Raw genomic sequence first — 18,433 nt, forward strand, 5'->3', positions numbered from 1 at the left:
CTAGTGCGCCGCGCGCCCACCGGCACGCACATACTCCAACTCCGCAGCCGTGATCAGCACCACCGGCACCCGTTGTACCGGGGACAGCGGCATGTCGTCGAGGCGGGTAGGGAAGTCTGGAGCTGGGCCGCCGAGCAGTACGCCGGCGGCGTCGTCAGTGGTGACAAACAAGTGGGGCAGTTGATCGCTCATCAAGTGCGATTGGCTGAAACCGGGCAGTTCCAGGGAGAGTACGCCGTGGCTCTCCAGTTGCTGGGTGATGCCGCCAGCGTTGGCGACGTGTTCGAGCAGTTCGAATGCCCAACTGTGGCGCAGTGGGTCGACGTCGCCGAGTGTGCCTTCGGCGTTTTCAGGGATGTCGGCGGTTTCCAGGAACAGCTCCATTTCGAAGCCATTGCCCAGGCCTTCGGCGTCGTCGAAGGGGTCGGACAAACCGTCGGTTGCCAGCACGATGCTGTGGTCTCGGCGCACCACGCGATAGGCCTGACGGGTGGAGGGCCAGTAGGGGCCGCCGGTGAGGCTTGGGCTGATCAGGTAGGCGAGGACGTCTTTTTCGACGGTGCCCACGGACTGCCAGTGCTGGTCCAGGCATTCCGCGCTGGCGAGGCGTGCGTTGAGGTTGGCGGTTTGCGGGCGGCCGGAGAACCCTTTTTCCACCGAGCTGAGCGTGGTCAGGCATCAACTCACGCACGCCCATGCGGGGTGGCAGGCGGCCGGTGAGGGGGAACGTTGACGCCGGCAAAGGTGACCGGTAAACGGGCACCTTTGCCGGCTACAGAGCGGTCAATTGTCGGCCTTGACCCATTTGCAGTTTGTCAGCGTATTTCCACCATTCACGCGCAAGTAATAGGCATCCGGTGCACCATTACGCTGGTGAACTGTACCTACGGCGCCGTCGTGATAGTTGGTGTACAACTTCCCGTCAACAATCTCCCAGCCTAACGGGTAGGCCGAGGAGCGGTAAACCCACCAGCGAGGGGCCGCTCGGCAGGACAGAGAGTTGCCGTCCTGAGTCTCAAGGACTAAGAAGTTGCCATCGTTGGAGACTTTCTTGAACTTGGCTTTCGGACCGTTGGACGCGGTTGCGCTGATGTAGTCGTAGAAGCTCCACGTCGGATTGGTACCAACAAAGTAAGCATGGCCTTTCCTGACTTTACCGTCGTCGTCGACATATTCCAGCTCTAGGTTGAGCCACTCGTCATCCGGAGGGGATTGGCTGCCGCGGCGAGAGGTCAGGGGGGGACCATCGGGTACGAAGGGTTGATCGTCTGCGGCGGGCACCCGTCGTCGTTTCGATGACGGGTGCTGGATGACTGCTGATCAGCGATTGAACCGCTCAACCAACGCATATTGGGTGGATGCGGTACTCGTGAGCTCCTTGCTCAGGTCAGTGGATTGATGGGCTTGTATCGAGGTCTGGTCAGCCAGTTCGGCGATGGTGGTGATGTTGCGGCTGATCTCCTCGGCGACCGCGCTCTGTTCTTCGGTGGCGGCGGCGATCTGGGTGGTCATGTCGGTGATATGGGACACCGCTTCGCTGATGCCTACCAGAGCCTGGTCAGCTTCGAGCACCCAAGCGACGCCTTCCTGCGCTTGGCGTTGACCGTTTGCCATGCTGTTCACGGCGTTGTTGGAGGACACCTGCAACTGGGTAATCAGCCCGTGGATCTGGGTGGTGGATTGGGAGGTGCGTTGCGCCAGTTGGCGCACTTCGTCGGCGACTACGGCAAAGCCGCGGCCCATTTCACCCGCGCGGGCCGCTTCGATAGCCGCGTTGAGCGCCAGCAGGTTGGTCTGGTCGGCGATGCCTTTGATCACATCCACCACGCTGCCGATTTCGTCGCTGTCCCGGGCCAATTGCGCCACGGTGACGCCAGTCTCGGCGACGACAGTGGACAGGCGCTCGATGGCTTCACGGGTATCCCGCGCCACCTCACGACCGCGTCCGGTCAGCACGTTGGCTTGCTGGGTGGCATCCGCAGTGCGCTGTACGTGGCTGGCGACTTCTTGAGTGGTCGCGGCCATCTGGTTGACGGCGGCGGAGACTTGTTCGGTTTCGACACGCTGGCGGTCCAGGCCCTTGGAACTGGCAGTGGCCAACTGATCGGATTGCCCGGCCAGGGCACTTAGTTGTTCAGCGCTGTCCTGCAGGCGGGTGAGGCAGGTTTTCAGGCGCGCGCTCTGGCTGAGGAACGCTGTTTCCAAGCGTGCCTGTGGCCCCCGGGCGTCGCTGTACATCTGCGCGATCAACGCATCCGAAGTCGAGGGTTCGACACCTTGCAACAGGCGCAAGGTGCTGCCTTGGCGCCAGCGTGAGCAAAGCATACCGACCGGCACGGCGACGGCGACGGCCACCGCAATGGCCAGCGGTGCGCTGAGGAATAATCCAGCGAGGCTGCCAGCCAGTCCGGTTGCCACGTAAGGCACGCAGCTGACGGCGGCCGGCAGCCAGGCATCCTGGCGTGGCACGCCCGGTTTGCCCCGGCTGATACGCTGATACAGGGCCTGGGCCCGGCGGATTTCGTCGTCGCTGGGCTTGACCCGCACTGACTCGAAGCCGACAACCTTATTGTTTTCAAAAATCGCCGTGACATAAGCGTTGACCCAATAGTGGTCACCATTTTTCGAGCGATTCTTGACGATGCCCATCCACGGCTGGCCTTGTTTGAGCGCACTCCACATGTGCGCAAAAACCGCGGGGGGCACATCAGGGTGACGTACGATGTTCTGCGGAGCGCCGATCAGGTCGGCGCGTTCAAAGCCGCTGATCTCGACAAAGGCGTCGTTACAGTAAGTGATGACGCCGCGCACATCCGTGGCGGAGATGAGTTTTTGTTGCGGCGCGAGGGAAATCTCGCGTTGTGTTACAGGCTGGTTATTGCGCATTCAGACTACTCCCTGGTTGCCTTCAGGCCATCGGCGCCAACTGCAAAAAGGTTAATACACGTTGGCTAATTCGCCAGCCACTGGTCAAAAGCCTGAAACTTGCGGATGAAACCCCTCATAATGGCGGCCATTTTTGTTTAGCCGTTATTCTGGTGTGCCCCCATGGAAATCAAGGTCAACTTTCTCGACAACCTCCGGCTTGAAGCCAAGTTCGATGACTTCACGGTGATTGCCGACCAGCCCATTCGCTACAAAGGCGATGGCTCGGCACCGGGGCCGTTCGATTACTTCCTGGCGTCGTCGGCGTTATGCGCGGCGTACTTCGTCAAGTTGTACTGCGAAACACGCAATATCCCCACGGACAATATTCGCCTGTCGCAGAACAACATCGTCGACCCGGAAAACCGCTACAACCAGATCTTCAAGATCCAGGTCGAGTTGCCGGCGGATATCTCCGACAAGGACCGCCAGGGCATCCTGCGCTCCATCGACCGTTGCACGGTTAAAAAAGTGGTGCAGGCCGGGCCTGAGTTCGTCATCGAAGAAGTCGAGAACCTGGACGCTGATGCCCAGGCGTTGTTAATGCCAGGCTCTAAGGCCGAGGGCGGCACCTACATCGCCGGCAAAGACCTGCCACTGGAGCAGACCATCGCCAACATGTCCGGCATTCTCGCCGGCTTGGGCATGAAGATCGAAATCGCTTCGTGGCGCAATATCGTGCCCAACGTCTGGTCGCTGCACATTCGCGATGCGCATTCGCCGATGTGCTTCACCAACGGCAAGGGGGCGACCAAAGAGGGCGCCTTGGCGTCGGCGTTGGGCGAGTTTATCGAGCGGCTCAACTGCAACTTCTTCTACAACGACCAGTTCTGGGGTGAAGAGCTGGCGAATGCAGCGTTCGTGCATTACCCGGATGAGCGTTGGTTCCAGCCAGGTCCCAAGGACGCGCTGCCAAGCGAAATCCTCGACGCTTACTGCCTCAAGGTTTACAACCGCGATGGCGAACTGCGTGGCTCGCACCTGTTCGATACCAACTCCGGCAACGAAGCGCGCGGGATTGTTTCGCTGCCATTCGTGCGCCAGTCCGACGGTGAGGTGGTGTACTTCCCGTCCAACCTGATCGAAAACCTTTACCTCAGCAACGGTATGAGTGCCGGCAACACCTTGGCCGAAGCCCAGGTGCAATGCTTGTCGGAGATTTTCGAGCGCGCGGTGAAGCGTGAAATCATCGAAGGTGAGTTCGCCTTGCCGGACGTACCGGCCGAGGTGCTGGCCAAGTACCCTGGCATCCTCGCCGGTATCCAGGGACTCGAAGCCCAAGGTTTCCCGGTATTGGTGAAAGATGCGTCCCTGGGCGGTGAATTCCCGGTGATGTGCGTGACCCTGATGAACCCACGCACCGGCGGCGTCTTCGCCTCCTTCGGCGCGCACCCGAGCCTGGAAGTGGCACTGGAACGCAGCCTCACCGAACTGCTGCAAGGCCGCAGTTTCGAGGGTCTGAATGATCTGCCGCAGCCGACCTTCGAAGGCCAGGCGGTGACCGAGCCGAACAACTTCGTCGAGCACTTCATCGACTCCAGCGGCGTAGTGTCGTGGCGCTTCTTCAGTGCCCAGTCGGACTACGAGTTCGTTGAGTGGGATTTCTCCGGCGAGGGCGAAGACTCGAATGCCCAGGAAGCCGCGACGCTGTTCGGCATCCTTGAAGGCATGGGTAAAGAAACCTACATGGCGGTGTACGAACACCTCGGCGCCACCGCGTGCCGCATCCTGGTGCCGGACTACTCGGAAATCTACCCGGTGGATGACCTGATCTGGGACAACACCAATAAGGCGCTGTTTTTCCGCGCGGATATCCTCAACCTGCACAGCCTCAATGAGGAAGAGCTGCACGCGTTGGTCGAGCGTCTGATCGAAAGCGAGCTGGACGACTACACCGATATCACCACCCTTATCGGCATCGAGTTCGACGACAACACCGCCTGGGGTCAGTTGACCATTCTGGAGTTGAAACTGCTGATCTTCCTCGCCTTGCAGCAACACGAGGAAGCCAAAGAGTGCGTGGAGATGTTCCTGCAGTACAACGACAACACCGCTGAGCGTGGCCTGTTCTATCAAGCGATGAATGCGGTGCTGGAGATGGAACTGGACGACGACCTGGAACGGGCGGATTACGAAGCCAACTTCCGCCGCATGTTTGGCAACGAGCGGATGGACGCGGTGATTGGTTCGGTGAAGGGCGATGTGCGGTTCTATGGCCTGACGCCGACCAGTATGAAGCTGGAAGGGTTGGAGCGGCATCAGCGCCTAATCGAGAGTTACAAGAAGCTGCATTCGGCGCGGGCCAACATCACCTCAGCCTGACGCAAACGCCTGTGGGAGCCAGCTCCCACATGTGATCGGTTTCTGCTGTTAGATTTTTGCCAGGGCCTGCGCCAAACCCACGCATCTGTTTTCGTGCCAGCTCACGCTGCGGATGGGACGCCAGGCCCGGGTAAGGTCGGTGAGGCTCAGCAGGGGGTTGGGTCTCGACACAGACCCTGCGCGTGTCGTCCTGCAAGCTGGCCTCAAACGCCGAAAAATCACCCAGGTCGACAAAGCTGAAGCGGTGCCCGGCGCTGCGTTGGCGCACCTTGTCGAACCCGCTGACCCGAACCAGCGGCGTGTTGCCGATAAGCTCGAGGACAGCGGGGCGCGGTAGCGCGAGCATGTCGTCACCGGGATACGGAGGGGTTGGACAGCAAGAGGCACAGCCTGCGTTCGACGATAGGCCGGGATCGGTCCGGTCGCAACCGGACGCTCCGCTGGCTGCCTGTTTTTGGCGCATCAGCCGGCCAGGTTCTGCAGCTGCTGCAAGCGTGCTATCACGTCAGCCCCGGCCGCTTGCATCGGCGCCCGCAACTCGCTGCCGATCAAGCCCTGCAAGGCCAGCGCCGCTTTAACCGGTGCCGGGTTGGGCTCCATGAACATCGTGTTGATCAGTGGCAGCAACCCAAAGAACGTCGCCCGCGCCTCGGCCAGTTGGTTGTCCCGCACCTGCTGGCACAAAGCCACAAACTCTTCAGTCCGTCTATGTGCCGAGGCCGCAATCGCCCCGGTCGCGCCGAGGCACAGCGCGTTGAACATCTGCACATCTTCCCCACACAACACATCCACCTCACCGCTGGCCAGCAGCGCCAGGGTATTGCCCAGGTTGCCGCCGCAGTCCTTGATCGCGACGATCCGCGGGTGGGTGACGATAGTCAGCAAGGTGGCCTGCTCGAAGGTTGCGCCGGTGCGATAGGGAATGTCATAGAGAATGATCGGCACGCTGGACGCATCGGCCACTGAGTGGAAGAAGGCCACCAGGCCGGCCTGGGACGGGCGGATGTAACTCGGCGCCGGCACCAGCAAACCGGCGATCGGCCGTTGCAGGATTTCACGCTGGAATTGCAGTAACTCGATCTGGTTATTGCCTGCCAAGCCCATGACTACGCGGTGCGCCGGCACCAACTGCAACACCGCATCCAGCACTGCGAGTTGTTCCTGGCGGCTCAGCGATGCGGCTTCCCCGGTGGTGGTGCATACCATGATCCCGGCCACGTGCTTTTCCAGCAGGTGGCTGACCAGCCGGCGCAGGCCGATAAAGTCGATGGCACCGTCATGGAACGGCGTGACCACGGGGACCCAGATACCTTGAAACGATGACATGCACTTTCTCCTGATGATTGACCGCTTGAGTCACCGTCAGAAGGGCAGAGGGAATTGTGCAAGGGAGGAAGACCGTCGCGCTCAATGCCCTGTCAGCTCATCTGACGGGACAGCGCGCCCCGGTCACATGAGCGACTGTTTCTTCGATTTGAGGGCGTGCGCAACGCAACCTTGCGCCTTGGCAATGGAGCCAGTGGCGGAAAGGTTAACGAAGGACAGTGCTGACATTGGCTGACACACCCTGAATAAGGCCTCCATCTTTATGGAATATTGCAGAGTGTGTCAACGGCGTTTATTCGAATTTATCGATACGCGTGTCGGAATAGTAGAACGCGTTCTTGTCCGTGCTCGACTCGTAGAAGTAGGCGTAGTCGGTCAGGTAGTACAGGTGGTTCACCCGGTTGTATTCATCGTTATCGAAGCTGCACTTAAGGGCCTTGGCCGCCCCGAGCAGGCCAGGGTTGAGCTCGCTGGCCTGCAGTTCGCGTTCAACTACGCAGCGGGTAATCTGGACTTTGGTGCGGCTGCCAATGAGGCTATTGAGGCTGGAGCGCGTTGTTTGATAAATCACGGTGTCGCCCACCGGCAGGGATTTCCAGTTGCCGGTGAAGCTCAACTGCGTCAGCGTTTCGCTTTCTGCCATGCCCGAGGAACTGTAGGTGTGTTTCGCCACCAGCGGGATGAGGTTGCGCCAGCTCACCGTGTGGCTTTCATAGCCTTGCCCGCGGGTGGCGATGGCCAGTTGTCCGCTTGCCGCATCCTGGCTGATGAAGTCCGTACTCTGGCTGTTGGTGGTCTTGCCCTTAAAGGTCGACGTGCCGGTCATGTGCACGTATTTGAAGGCACGGGCGGGCTTGTCCAGGTTCAACGGCGTGATTGCGGCCAGCACTTGAGGTTGTACCGAGGTCAGTGCGATGGTCACCGGCGCCTTCAGGCGTGGTTTGAACGCCGGCAGCGCGGCAATCTTCTGCGGGTTGACGCACACCTTATTGAACAACTGCACATAGTCGGCATTGCTGCCGGCGATTTTCTGTGGCGTTGGGAAACTGTCGACGCGGCCATCACTGACGCGGTTGTCGGCGTCCATGTCGTAGCCGGCCAGCGCCTTATAGGTACCGTCCGTGCACGACACCGCGAAGTGCTCGCGTTTCTGCGCATAGGGGGCGTTGTAGGGCATATCGTTGAGCACCGCTGGCTCGTCGAAAGCAGCCCAGAAGCGTGTTTCGCCATTCACGGTCTTGATGCTGTTGGCGTCGATCAATACCTGGTTGCCACGCTCGTTGCTCTGCATCAGGCGCCAGTCCGGCTTAGGCGTTTCGGCACAGGCGCGCACGAATGTCTGGTTGGCGGCCAAGGTCGCGCGCAATTGCGGCGATAATTTGCGCGCCGCGCTGTAGCGGCCTGCACTGGCGGGGTAGACCCGTTGCGAGCCGTCCAGGTACAGCAAATGCAGTTGCGGCGATGAACAGGCCGCCTCGAATTGCATGGTGCGTCGCAGACCACTCAGGCCGTCCGGCATCAGCAGCTCGAAGCTGAGCAGGTCACCTTCGCGCACGATGCTGTTTTCAACCAGGGGCTGGGCGAGAGTGTCGGCGAGCATGCGGTCGACTTGGGTTTTCTGGTTGGCACAGCCGGCCAGGGTGGCGATGCCACCGATCAGCAAAAGAGGAGTGATAAAGCGCACGAGAGCCTCGTTGAGTCCATTCGGGTTTAAGGGTAACGGCGGGAAGCGCTGCATCTGTAGCCGGATGTTACAGCGCGAAAGCCTAACGAGCCAAACGGCATCTGTACAGCGCTTGCATGGCCGCAGCCGGATAGGTGCGGGTCGCAATCGTTTTACTGCATTTGCAGCGGGCCGCTAGTCTATCCAAACATTCTGGGAGAACTTCGATGATACGACGCGCGTGCCTGGCTGCTCTGCTGACCCTATCTGCCTCGATCGCCTTGGGCGCCACGAGCTACGATCATCTGTATGCCTTTGGCGACAGCTATTCCGACAATGGCGCGGGCGAAGCGCTCACCACTCGACTCGCAACGCAAAAGGTCAAGGATGCCCAAGCGCTGCCAGGCCCGCTGTATTGGAAGGGACGCTGGAGCAATGGCCCGACCGCCGTCGAAGGCTTGGCCGACGCACTGAACATACCCCTGACCGACTACGCGGTAGGGGGGGCCAAAAGTGGCCACGGCAACTACTACACGTGGATGATGCCGTCCCAGGATACGGGGGTCCTGGGCCAGGTCGCCGAGCACTTGCAGGCCGCCAAGTCGCACAAAGCCGACCCCAAGGCGCTGTATTTCATCTTCATCTCGGCCAACGATTTTTTCGAATGGGCCGATTTCTCCCATCCTGAAACCATTGAAGCGCTGAGTGAATCCAGCCTGGCCAACATTCGCAGTGCCACCGAGCAATTGGTAGCGGCGGGCGCCAGGCACGTGATGGTAGTTGGGACTACCGACCTCAGCCATGTACCCGCCGTGGTGCAGGGCAACCAGGTCGACAATGCGAAGAAATACCAGCAGTTGCTGGCGCAAAAACTCCCGGCGGCGCTGGCGCAGATCGGCGCGGCAAAGGTCAGCTATTTCGACCACTTGGCCTTCAGCGACAAACTGCGCGCCAATCCCGCCGCCAACGGCTTCAAGGACATGGACACGCCGTGCCAAGCCACCTACCCAGAAGTGAAACCGCTGTGCACCAACCCCGACGCCCACTATTACTGGGACGAATGGCACCCCACCCGCACAGTCCATGTGCTGGCGGCCAAGGCGATGCTTGAGGTGCTGCCTTAACCTGCGGCCACCGCCGCTTCAATCGCGGCGATGAAGGGCGGTGCCGTTGTACCAGAGACAAAGGGTATTTTTGCGGTTCATGGTCGGACTCCACGGAAAATTTAAGGTGATTTAAGCCCTGCGCGCCATCAACAACACCGTCGCCGCCGCTGACAGCAACCCCGCGCAGCCCCGATTAAACATCCGCTTGCCCCGAGGCTCGGCAAACCAGCGCCGCATATGCAGGCCCATATAGGCGTAGGCACTGATGGCTATCCATTCCAGCACCAGGAACATCACCCCCAGGAGGGCGAATTGCGGAGTGATCGGCTCGCCGCGCACGACGAATTGCGGCAGGAACGCGGTGAAGATCAAGATGGCTTTCGGATTGCCCGCCGCCACTAAAAACTCCTGACGCGCCAACGCCCACAATCCCACACTAGCCGTAGTCGACTCAGCCTCTGCCTCGGGATTCGCCCGCCACAACTGATACGCCAGATAAAACAGATACGCCGCCCCCAGAATCTTGATCCCATAAAACAACAACTCCGACGTTTGCAGCACCACCGCCAAACCCGCCGAGGCGAGGGCGATCATCCCAGCAAAGGCCAGCAGCCGACCGATACCCGCCAGGCACGAAGTGCGGTAGCCGTAGCGCGTGGCGTTGCTCACAGACAGCAAGTTGTTCGGGCCGGGCGCCATGTTCAAGGCGAAGCAGGCGGGGAGGAAAAAGGCGAGGGTGGCGAGGTCCATGGCGGCTCCGGGATCGCGTGGGCGGGGAGGTGTGAGGATAAGGGGGGAGGAAGCGGTTGGACAATGCGCGCGTTGAGTCTGCGATGACGCCAACGCGCGCGGATCAACTTAGCTATGGCTTGCCGGTGTCTCTTCGGTAGTTGACACCTCGGCACGCAGACGTTGACCGATGCCATCCATCAGGTCAGGTGGGTCTGGCTCAGATCTCGGCCGCCGAGTTGCCTTGGCCAGGGTGACGAACATAGTAGTTGTCGAATTCGGTACTTTCGACAAACTGGAAGCCATGACGCGTATAAAAACGATTTGACTCGCTTTCTCTGAGAGCCCCTACCCGCAATGCCATTCCTGCGGCATCCGCTTCCACACAGATTTGACTGAGGACAACGGAACCTATGCCCGCGCCTTGTGCGCTCGGCTTGATGTACAGATGATCAAGCAATAATCCGTCGATAAGCGGCTTGATGACGACGAAACCTACTCGCTCGCCGGAAACTTCAATGCAGCGAGTGGACTCGGAAGAAAAACCTTCGCGAAAACGTTCGCGGGCCCGCACAGGATCGAAGCGACCAATGCGCTCAAGGCTTTCACGCATGGCTTCAATCCGAATAGCGACAAGTGTTTCGAAATCACCGGGTTCAGTTCCAACAAGAGTAACTAAAGGGATATCCGTAGTTGCAGGCTGAAATTGCATACCGAGTGCTCCAGTTTCTATTCAATAGAATCAGCTCTCATAGAAAGCTTGCTTGAAAAGTCCCAACGGTGGATGGGGCAATGTGGGTTAACGGATTCAGAGCGTCAAGCTATCGCGATATGCGCGACACCGCCTGCACGACATCCTCCGCCATCTGTTCTGCACTGCTCATCCCGTCAACCCGTAACACCGAGACCGCCTGCCGGGATAACCACGCCTCGTGCCACGCTCGGTTGCGTCCTGAAAAGTTCGGATCATCATACTGCGAAGCCCATTCCCGAAAAGCCTCATGTATCTGATACATGTCACCACCTGGCGCTATCCGACCGCCAAAGTGCTCCTTCTCACGTGCGGCCAGCCGTTCAAGGCGAACGGGTGTAGGTGTGACAACGAAGACAATCAGCTCCGCATCAGCGATGAGCGCATCTCCCCAGCCCATGCATGAACCGCTCAACACCCAATCGTCTTTACCGAGTGCTTGCTGCATCAATGACACGCGATCAGCGGGAGGCCGCTTGGTCGTGAAGGGAGGGTCTGTGGGCAGCCAGTAATAATCATCGACATCGACCTGCCTTACATCAAGCCGCGTGGCGAGGTTCTGACCCAAAGTCGTCACGCCCGCACACGAAGCACCTGTGATGTAAATCCGCATTTTTTCCTCCATGAATACACGCTGTTTTCGAGCTCAGGGAGCTACCCGATAAGCAGGCCGACTATGCCGTCCTGCTCTGGTATTTCAGGGCAAAGGTGCTGGGCTGACGGTGTACCATCCCGACGGCATCTGGGCACACACCTGCGGTCTCAGCGGCGTTTCAACGGTGGTATCGCCCTGCGCCGAGAGTTGGCGCAGGGCAATCACGCAACCGGCCTTGAACGTGCTGATTTTCAACATTTGAAGTTCCATTTCATAGTCCTTGCCAGGCTCGGGGATGAGCGTGACGGGTGCGGGAAAGCAGGACATTTGCGAGCCGCCCATGGCGAACCCGGCAATGAAGGGTTTACCTGCCGGGATGACATGCTCGTCAAACACCTTGGGCGATTGGTTGATGGCTTTGTTCGCCTTGCTGGCGGGCATGCCGATGATGGTTGGTGGCCGCCACCCTACTATGAAGGGTGCTTATTCGCCCACCTGGCATGTGCGGCTGAGCGGACGCTCGCCTGTGCCTGCTTCAAGCTGAACCCGCCGGCCGTTCACCCAAACGTTCGACCAACCTTACAAGATAGCCATCGGGATCCTGGACGATGAATTCGCGCTGGCCGACTTCTACGTTGTTCGCCCGATACCAGGTGTCTTTGCATGCTCGAAAGAGTGGAAATCCAGCCTGACCCAGTTTCTGGATGATGGCGGCCACAGCCACAACGTCAATCTGCAGGTTGATGCCTCTTCCAAACGGCTTACTCAACGGGGCAGTCAGCCATTGGCCTGCATCCGGGGCGGCCTGCTCAAGCATGACTTGCGCACCGTTCAGGTCGAGGTAAGCGAACCCGTCTTCTGGGCGTTGATAAACCACTTCAAATCCCAGGCAGGACACCCAAAAGGCCAGGCTGCTTTCCAGGTCAGTGACCATTAACTCTGGAACCAGTTTGCTACGTTCGAACATCAGGTGACTTCCATTTCATTAGGCTTATTCAGCGGTGAGGTTGAACACTCCAGACAGCCAGTTCATAACCATCAGGATCGGTGAAATGGAACCGGCTTCCACCGGGGAACGAAAATGTCGCGCGGGTAATTACAGCGCCCAGGGCCTTGAGCCGCTGCTGCGCGGCATCGAGGTCGTCGGTGTACAAAATGATTAAAGGACCACCCGGTCGAACCGGTTCGCCGGTGGTGAAGCCACCGGTAAGGCGGCCATCGCTGAATTCAGTGTAGGTAGGGCCGTAGTCGACGAATGTCCAGCCAAACGCGCTGGCGTAGAACGCTTTGCTGCGGGCAATGTCGCCCACATTGAACTCGATGTTGTCGATTTGCCGATCTTGACCGCGAACACTCATGCTTGCCTCCATGGCTGCTGTTTAAGCCAGCGAGTGTAACGTACTCGCACACCTTCATGAGTGTCGCTTGAGCTTTTACACTGGGCGAAACCGGGTTCGCCAAATCTGCCTATGATGCTTCGAACCTGCGCCATTATCGGCTTGAAATAAGGGAGAAAGCACAGTGCTGAAGCTTGGAATCCTGGGTGTGGGTGAGCTGACGGAGAAGGTTGTGATCGGGCTGCGCCGTGGCGGGTTTAACGGGCGAGTGCTGCTTTCTCCGCGCAATCACGAACGTGCACAGCAACTCAGCCGTCAGTGCGCGTGTGAGGTGATGGCCGACAATCAACAGGTCGTTGATGAGGCGGACCTCTTATTCCTTGGTGTGCGCCCGGAGGTGGTCGAGCAGCTGTCCAATGAAATACAGCTCAAACCCCAGCAAACGCTGGTGTCGTTGGTGGCCGGTTTGAAGCGCAGCGAGTTACAACGCTGCTTCCCACAGACGTATTCCGTGCGCGCAATGCTCTCCTATGCGGCCCAGATCAATCAGTCCACGGTGGTGGTCACGCCAGGCGGTGAGCCTCATGAAACGCTGCTGGGTACGCTGGGTTCGTTGATAGTGCTCGACGACGAAGCTGCGTTCGAACTGGCCACCGTTGCGGCTTGCATGAATGGTTGGTTCTACTTCTTCCTGAGCGATCTGCAGCAATGGTTTACCGATAAGGGCTTGTTGAAAGAGCAGGCTGCGCAGCTTGTGATGGGCAACATGCAAGACTGCCTGGCCAGCGCCCGGCACACGCCGCAGGCCAGCCTGCAAGCGTTGGGTGGCGCCATTGCTACGCCAGGGACTTTTACTGCGGCTGGGTTGGAGGTACTCAGGAATAACGGCGCGACGCCGGCATGGAGAGAGGCGTTTGAAGCAGTGCTCAACCGTCTGCATAAAGGTTCGTAGTGGGGCGCTCAAGAAATCGAGTATCTTTAGCCGCCTCAGCCGCGCACGATTAATTGTTCAGGGAAGAATGGAATGGCACTCAGGGTGATGGTGATCGGTGGCTACGGTAACTTCGGCAGCATTGTATGCCGGCATTTGGCCGTAGCGCCGGGCATTGAACTGGTGCTCTCGGGGCGTGATCCCCATAAGTTGCAACGCAAACTTGATGAGTTGAACGCACAGTCGGGCAATGTGTGCGAAGGCTGGTGCGGCGATGCCATGGGGGCCGGTTTCGCTGGCGTCCTGCAGTCTCAGAACATCGGGTTGGTGGTCCATACCGGTGGCCCGTTTCAGGGGCAGTCCTATGCCGTCGCCCTGAGTTGCATCGAGGCGGGCGTGAACTACTGTGACCTGTCTGACTGCCGCACGTTCGTCAATGGCGTGGACGTGCTGGATGCACAGGCCAAGCAGGCGGGCGTCGCCATTCTCACGGGTTGCAGTTCAGTGCCGACGCTCTCGTCGGCGATCATCGATCAGTACCGGTATCGCTTCACGCGCATCGACTCGATCGAGCATGGCATTTCCTCTTCGGCCAAGATGCCGGGCTTGTCGACAGTCGAAGGTGTGCTCGCCTATGCGGGCAAGCCGATCAAGCAGCTCAGGAACGGCCAGGTGCATGAAGTGTTGGGCTGGCAAGACCTGACGCTGCGCAGGCTGCCACAGCTAGGCACACGGGTGCTGGCTAATGTGGACGTGCCCGACATGGATATTTTCGCCAGCCGCTATGGTGCCCATACCTTGAGCTTCAAGGCGGGCGCGGGACTCAAACTGGGAGGCGTCGCCAACTACTTGCTGGCCCAGGCACGGCGGCTGGGGATTGTGCGTGACCCTGCCACCTGGGCCGCACGGCTGCATCGGCTGGGTACCTGGTTCGAACGTTTGGGTGATGGCAAAAGTGCAATGTACATCGATGTGCGGGGCCTGGGTGCCGAGGGTCAACCGTTGGCACTGGCGGTGCAACTGACAGCCTTGAACGACAAAGGCCCGGAAATTCCCAGCTGCGCCGCCGTTGCGCTGGCTATCAAACTCGCCCAGGGCTATGTACCCGAACCCGGCGCGCGGCCGTGCGTCGGTGAGATAAGCGTCGACGAATACATGGCGGCCATCAACGATCCGGCGAACCTGAGCCTGGCTGTGCGTTTTTCAGACGGATATTCCAAGCCACTGCACACAGCGCCAGCCCGGCCACGTTAAGTGACATAGGGTTAAACGCCTCCCTTAGCAGCGCCGGGCTGACCACCGCCACATCCACCAGCAACCCAATCAGTGTCGTCGCCGCCACCGCGATCGGCCAGGGATTGCGTGGTGAAAGCACGATCCATAACGCCAGCGCAATCTCGCCAACCCCCGCCAGCGTTGCGAATAACTGCACCTGCTCGATCCCGTGCGCCTGAAACATCGTCCGCTCGCCGTCGCTCAGCCACAACAGCTTCGGCACCAGCCCCTGATAGGCGAACATAAACGCCAGGCCGCCTCGGGCGATCCAGTTGATGCGCACCAGGGCGTTCATAACGGTCTCTTCAAAAAACGCTGCTCATGATCGGGATCCGGTAACAGGCAGGTGTTGTACTTGCCGAAGAGCCGATAGCGATTGCGTGCGATGCGATCGTAAGCCCAATCCCGAAGCCCCCGCGGGATGCCGCGCAACAGCAGAATTGGACGCCACACGGCAGGCAGTTGCGCGATGATTTCGAACACCGCGTCCGAACGCACCCAATAGTGGTGGTCGCGAATTACCGCCAGGGTGTCGAACTGATCCAGTGGCAATCCCGCCCAGGCCAGCAACGCCTGCCCCTCGGGGGATTGCACTGCCGCCAATCGAATACGGCGCGGGTGGTCATGACGAATCAGGAACCTGGCCCAACCGTTGCACAGCTTGCACACACCGTCGAACAACACGACCGTTTCGCCAGGGTTCAGCAAAGGTGCTGGAGAAGGGCGAGTTTGGGATGCGGGCATGAGCGAGGGTCCAATCGGGCGGGCTTAGGCTGGATCATACCCGTGTTCAGCGCGAATCGTGTTGGTTGGATTTCGGTTGTAGCGGCTAGCGAAATTTTAGCTGCGACGCCGATCAAGGGTGGGAGCCGTCGAGCCCCGGCGGAGCTGCGAAGGCGGCGGTAGTGCCAACCTCTTCGTCGCCTGACACACCGCTTTCGCAGCTCCGCGCCGTTGTTCTTGAACCTAACGCGAAAGCAAAGGCGCCGCGTCCTTCTCCTCCGACCCCACGTCATGCAACGAAATCCTCGATGTCTCCGGCAGCGCCAACCCGCCCGCCAGTGCCAGCAACGCCACGGCAATCAGATAAAACGCCGGTGACAGATTGCTCCCCGTAGTGCTGATCAGCCATGTCGCCATCAGCGGCGCGGTTCCGCCGAAGATCGTATAAGCCACGTTGTAAGTGATCGCCGAGGCGGTGTACCGCGTGCGCGTCGGAAAAGTCTCCGACAGCAACGCCGCCGTGACCACGCCACACAAAACTGCGCCCACCGCCAGCAACATCACCCCGACAATAGACGCCGCAAACGAACCCGAACTGGCCATCAGGAACGACGGAAACACCACCACGATCAGCAAGGCACACGCCGTCATCACCGTGACCCGGCGCCCGACTCGATCTGAATACAACCCCGCCAGCGGGCAGATCGCCGCCGCGAAGATCAACGCAATCAGCGACACCAGCAACGCCGCCGCCCGAGTCAGCCCACCCGCCACTTGCAGGTACGTCGCGAAGTAGGTGGTGAACATATAAAACGACAGCGCCGTCAGCGACACAAACGCGCCCAGGCAGCAGATCGCCGCACCATGGTTGCGCAAGGTTTCCTTGAGCGGGGAGTGGGCGACTGCGTGCTCTTGCTTAACGGCCTGGAAGGCTGGCGTCTCATCCAGCTTCCAGCGCAAGTAAAGCCCTACCAGGCCCAGCGGTGCGGCTATCAGGAACGGCAGGCGCCAGCCCCAACTGCCCATCGCCTCGACGGATAATGACGTCTCAAGGGCGTAAGCCACCACAGCTGCGGCGGCGAAGGCGGAAAACGTCGAGACCGGTACGAAGCTGCCGTACCAGGCGCGTTTGTCACTGGGCGCGTGCTCCATCAGGTAGGCACAGGCTCCGGCGTATTCGCCCCCGGCTGAGAAACCTTGGGCGCAACGGATCAGCGACAAAAGAATCGGCGCCGCGACGCCGATGGCCGCGTACGTAGGGAGCAGGCCGATCAAGGTGGTGGCGCCTGCCATCAGCAGGATTGTCATGGCCAGCGTGCGTTTGCGGCCAATCCGATCACCGAGCATGCCGAAGAAAATTCCGCCCAAGGGCCGGAAAGCGAAGGCAACGGCGAATACGGCGAAGGTTTTCAGCAGCGCGGCGCTGGCGTTGCCGCTGGGGAAAAATTGTTGGGCGATGGTGGTGGCGAGGAAGCCGTAGACGGCAAAGTCAAACCACTCGACGAAGTTACCAATGCCGGCGGCGATGATGACCTTTCGCAGGGTTTGGGGGCTGACCTGTTCGGTGGATGGGCTCGTCATGGGGGAGGGCCTCGGAATGATCGGGGATGATCGATTATCGGGGGAGGCGGTTGGGCCGCGGGGCCCAAAAGAGTCGTCCGCGTAGTCAGTAGCGACTCTATGGGCTTATGGAGGCAGGAATTGGGCCAGGTGAGGCGACGGGCTATCGATGGGCGGGGCTGGATGAGTGTGGCTCGCGCGCAGGCCGAGGTGATCGGCGATAAGTCAGCAGCACAATCCCCGTCACCACGATGACACCGCCGGCCAACTGCCCGGCGCTGAGCATTTGATCGAGCACGATCCAGCCCATCAGCAGCGTCGCCAGCGGCTCGATGTTCATCACTGGCGCATTGCGCGGCATATCCAGTCGGGGGACGGAAATGAACAGCACGATAAAACCGGTGCCATAGAGCACGACCAGCGTCGCGAGTGCCAGCCAACCGGTACCCGTTGCCGGCAAGTTCAGGCCGCCTGGAAGGGCACCGCTCAGGCCGGCCAGGTTGACGCTGCTGAACACGATAAAGATCGTCAGCAGGCTGCGCACGGAACCACGTACCTGGGACAACTTGTGATCGGTGATCCACAGCGCGCAGGCGAATACAAACGCGGCGCAGAAGGCGAGGGTTATGCCGAGTAGCCAGTGCGGGCCGATGTCTGTATTGCTTGAGAGGCGGCCTGGTACGTCGAGGACAAACACCAGCCCCACCAGAATCAAGCCCATCAGCAAGGCGGTGCGAGCAGTGGGTCTTGGGCCGCCAAATGCCCAGGTGAGCAGCGCCAGCAAAATAGGGAAAACATTGCCCACCAACAGCGCCACCGCTACGGGTACGCGGGCTACGGCGGAATACAGGCACAGGCTTTGCGCCGCAATAAGTAGGCCCAGCAGTACTTGCCAACGCCATGCACCGGGCGGCAGGCGCAGGCTTTGACGCTGCCACAGCACTAACGCGGCCAGTACCAACAAAGTGCCGCCCGAGCGCAGCACAATGGCCAGCAACACCCCGGCGCCGTCATCAAAAGCTACGCGAGCGGCGATGTGGTTGCCTGCGAAGGCGCAACCCATGCAGAGCAGAATCAACACGGCGATGGGGCGGGAGAATAGGGCGGGTGTGGCTTGGGCAGGGGCAGTCATGGGGAACTCGAGCAATGGACGCCATCGTCGTGGATGGCTATTTATTTTTAGGTTGTCG

Annotated in this window: 19 protein-coding genes and 1 pseudogene; 4 read left to right on the forward strand and 16 right to left on the reverse strand. The window is 60.0% G+C overall.

From position 1 onward, the window contains the following. The 3 genes from AACY52_RS02465 to AACY52_RS02475 form a co-directional block, all read right to left on the reverse strand. On the reverse strand, positions 1 to 657 hold the full coding sequence (locus AACY52_RS02465) for a Suppressor of fused protein (SUFU) (RefSeq protein ID WP_339416014.1): 657 nt from the start codon (positions 655 to 657) through the stop codon (positions 1 to 3). 126 nt (positions 658 to 783) lie between these two features. Next, positions 784 to 1,281, reverse strand: a complete 498-nt coding sequence (locus AACY52_RS02470; RefSeq protein ID WP_339439108.1) for a hypothetical protein — start codon at positions 1,279 to 1,281, stop codon at positions 784 to 786. A 39-nt stretch (positions 1,282 to 1,320) separates the two neighbouring features. Beyond that, positions 1,321 to 2,811, reverse strand: coding sequence for a PAS domain-containing methyl-accepting chemotaxis protein (locus tag AACY52_RS02475; RefSeq protein ID WP_370468007.1), 1,491 nt, complete (start codon positions 2,809 to 2,811; stop codon positions 1,321 to 1,323). Between the two features lie 237 nt (positions 2,812 to 3,048). Between AACY52_RS02475 and AACY52_RS02480 the strand changes: the two genes are divergently transcribed. Then, positions 3,049 to 5,247 carry an OsmC domain/YcaO domain-containing protein gene (locus AACY52_RS02480; protein ID WP_339416017.1) on the forward strand — a complete coding sequence of 733 codons (2,199 nt, stop codon included), beginning with the start codon at positions 3,049 to 3,051 and terminating at the stop codon, positions 5,245 to 5,247. A gap of 117 nt (positions 5,248 to 5,364) precedes the next feature. On the opposite strand, the pseudogene AACY52_RS02485 reads toward AACY52_RS02480, so the two are convergent. The 3 genes and pseudogenes from AACY52_RS02485 to AACY52_RS02495 all read right to left on the reverse strand — a co-directional run. Continuing rightward, positions 5,365 to 5,593: pseudogene (locus AACY52_RS02485) on the reverse strand (hypothetical protein); the annotation flags it as partial. Between the two features lie 116 nt (positions 5,594 to 5,709). Next, positions 5,710 to 6,573, reverse strand: coding sequence for a 4-hydroxy-tetrahydrodipicolinate synthase (dapA, locus tag AACY52_RS02490; protein ID WP_339416018.1), 864 nt, complete (start codon positions 6,571 to 6,573; stop codon positions 5,710 to 5,712). A gap of 292 nt (positions 6,574 to 6,865) precedes the next feature. Next, entirely contained in the window at positions 6,866 to 8,257 is a 1,392-nt protein-coding gene (locus AACY52_RS02495; protein ID WP_339439111.1) for a hypothetical protein, read from the reverse strand. Positions 8,258 to 8,463: 206 nt separating this feature from the next. Here AACY52_RS02495 and AACY52_RS02500 point away from each other — a divergent pair, with 206 nt between their 5' ends. Further along, positions 8,464 to 9,360 carry an SGNH/GDSL hydrolase family protein gene (locus AACY52_RS02500; RefSeq protein WP_339436565.1) on the forward strand — a complete coding sequence of 299 codons (897 nt, stop codon included), beginning with the start codon at positions 8,464 to 8,466 and terminating at the stop codon, positions 9,358 to 9,360. Positions 9,361 to 9,471: 111 nt separating this feature from the next. On the opposite strand, the gene AACY52_RS02505 is transcribed toward AACY52_RS02500, so the two are convergent. The 6 genes from AACY52_RS02505 to AACY52_RS02530 form a co-directional block, all read right to left on the reverse strand. Further along, on the reverse strand, positions 9,472 to 10,092 hold the full coding sequence (locus AACY52_RS02505) for a LysE family translocator (protein ID WP_339416022.1): 621 nt from the start codon (positions 10,090 to 10,092) through the stop codon (positions 9,472 to 9,474). 199 nt (positions 10,093 to 10,291) lie between these two features. Continuing rightward, positions 10,292 to 10,783: a GNAT family N-acetyltransferase gene (locus AACY52_RS02510; protein WP_339439115.1), complete on the reverse strand. Its 492-nt coding sequence runs from the start codon at positions 10,781 to 10,783 to the stop codon at positions 10,292 to 10,294. A gap of 109 nt (positions 10,784 to 10,892) precedes the next feature. Beyond that, positions 10,893 to 11,435, reverse strand: coding sequence for an AAA family ATPase (locus AACY52_RS02515; RefSeq protein WP_339416025.1), 543 nt, complete (start codon positions 11,433 to 11,435; stop codon positions 10,893 to 10,895). Between the two features lie 84 nt (positions 11,436 to 11,519). Further along, entirely contained in the window at positions 11,520 to 11,858 is a 339-nt protein-coding gene (locus AACY52_RS02520; protein ID WP_339456074.1) for a hypothetical protein, read from the reverse strand. A gap of 94 nt (positions 11,859 to 11,952) precedes the next feature. After that, entirely contained in the window at positions 11,953 to 12,384 is a 432-nt protein-coding gene (locus AACY52_RS02525; protein WP_339560221.1) for a VOC family protein, read from the reverse strand. 28 nt (positions 12,385 to 12,412) lie between these two features. After that, on the reverse strand, positions 12,413 to 12,775 hold the full coding sequence (locus AACY52_RS02530) for a VOC family protein (RefSeq protein WP_339416027.1): 363 nt from the start codon (positions 12,773 to 12,775) through the stop codon (positions 12,413 to 12,415). A gap of 163 nt (positions 12,776 to 12,938) precedes the next feature. Between AACY52_RS02530 and AACY52_RS02535 the strand changes: the two genes are divergently transcribed. Continuing rightward, positions 12,939 to 13,706 carry an NAD(P)-binding domain-containing protein gene (locus AACY52_RS02535; protein ID WP_339560222.1) on the forward strand — a complete coding sequence of 256 codons (768 nt, stop codon included), beginning with the start codon at positions 12,939 to 12,941 and terminating at the stop codon, positions 13,704 to 13,706. Between the two features lie 72 nt (positions 13,707 to 13,778). Continuing rightward, the gene (locus tag AACY52_RS02540; RefSeq protein WP_339427555.1) at positions 13,779 to 14,939 is read left to right on the forward strand and encodes a saccharopine dehydrogenase NADP-binding domain-containing protein; all 1,161 of its coding nucleotides are present in this window, start codon (positions 13,779 to 13,781) and stop codon (positions 14,937 to 14,939) included. On the opposite strand, the gene AACY52_RS02545 is transcribed toward AACY52_RS02540, so the two are convergent. The 4 genes from AACY52_RS02545 to AACY52_RS02560 all read right to left on the reverse strand — a co-directional run bounded on the left by AACY52_RS02545 (position 14,851) and on the right by AACY52_RS02560 (position 18,375). Further along, on the reverse strand, positions 14,851 to 15,255 hold the full coding sequence (locus AACY52_RS02545; protein ID WP_339427554.1) for a DoxX-like family protein: 405 nt from the start codon (positions 15,253 to 15,255) through the stop codon (positions 14,851 to 14,853). The two genes, AACY52_RS02540 and AACY52_RS02545, sit on opposite strands and share 89 nt — an antisense overlap. Next, positions 15,252 to 15,704 (reverse strand): thiol-disulfide oxidoreductase DCC family protein, encoded by a 453-nt coding sequence (locus AACY52_RS02550; protein WP_339427553.1) that lies wholly within the window; start codon positions 15,702 to 15,704, stop codon positions 15,252 to 15,254. Before AACY52_RS02550 ends, AACY52_RS02545 begins: the two co-directional genes overlap by 4 nt. Positions 15,705 to 15,926: 222 nt before the next feature. Further along, entirely contained in the window at positions 15,927 to 17,264 is a 1,338-nt protein-coding gene (locus AACY52_RS02555; protein WP_339416035.1) for an MFS transporter, read from the reverse strand. Positions 17,265 to 17,406: 142 nt separating this feature from the next. Then, positions 17,407 to 18,375 carry a DMT family transporter gene (locus AACY52_RS02560; RefSeq protein ID WP_339416037.1) on the reverse strand — a complete coding sequence of 323 codons (969 nt, stop codon included), beginning with the start codon at positions 18,373 to 18,375 and terminating at the stop codon, positions 17,407 to 17,409. Positions 18,376 to 18,433 lie beyond the last annotated feature (58 nt).

The sequence above is a fragment of the Pseudomonas sp. EA_65y_Pfl1_P113 genome (assembly GCF_963970525.1).
GTDB classification, from domain to species: domain Bacteria; phylum Pseudomonadota; class Gammaproteobacteria; order Pseudomonadales; family Pseudomonadaceae; genus Aquipseudomonas; species Aquipseudomonas tritici.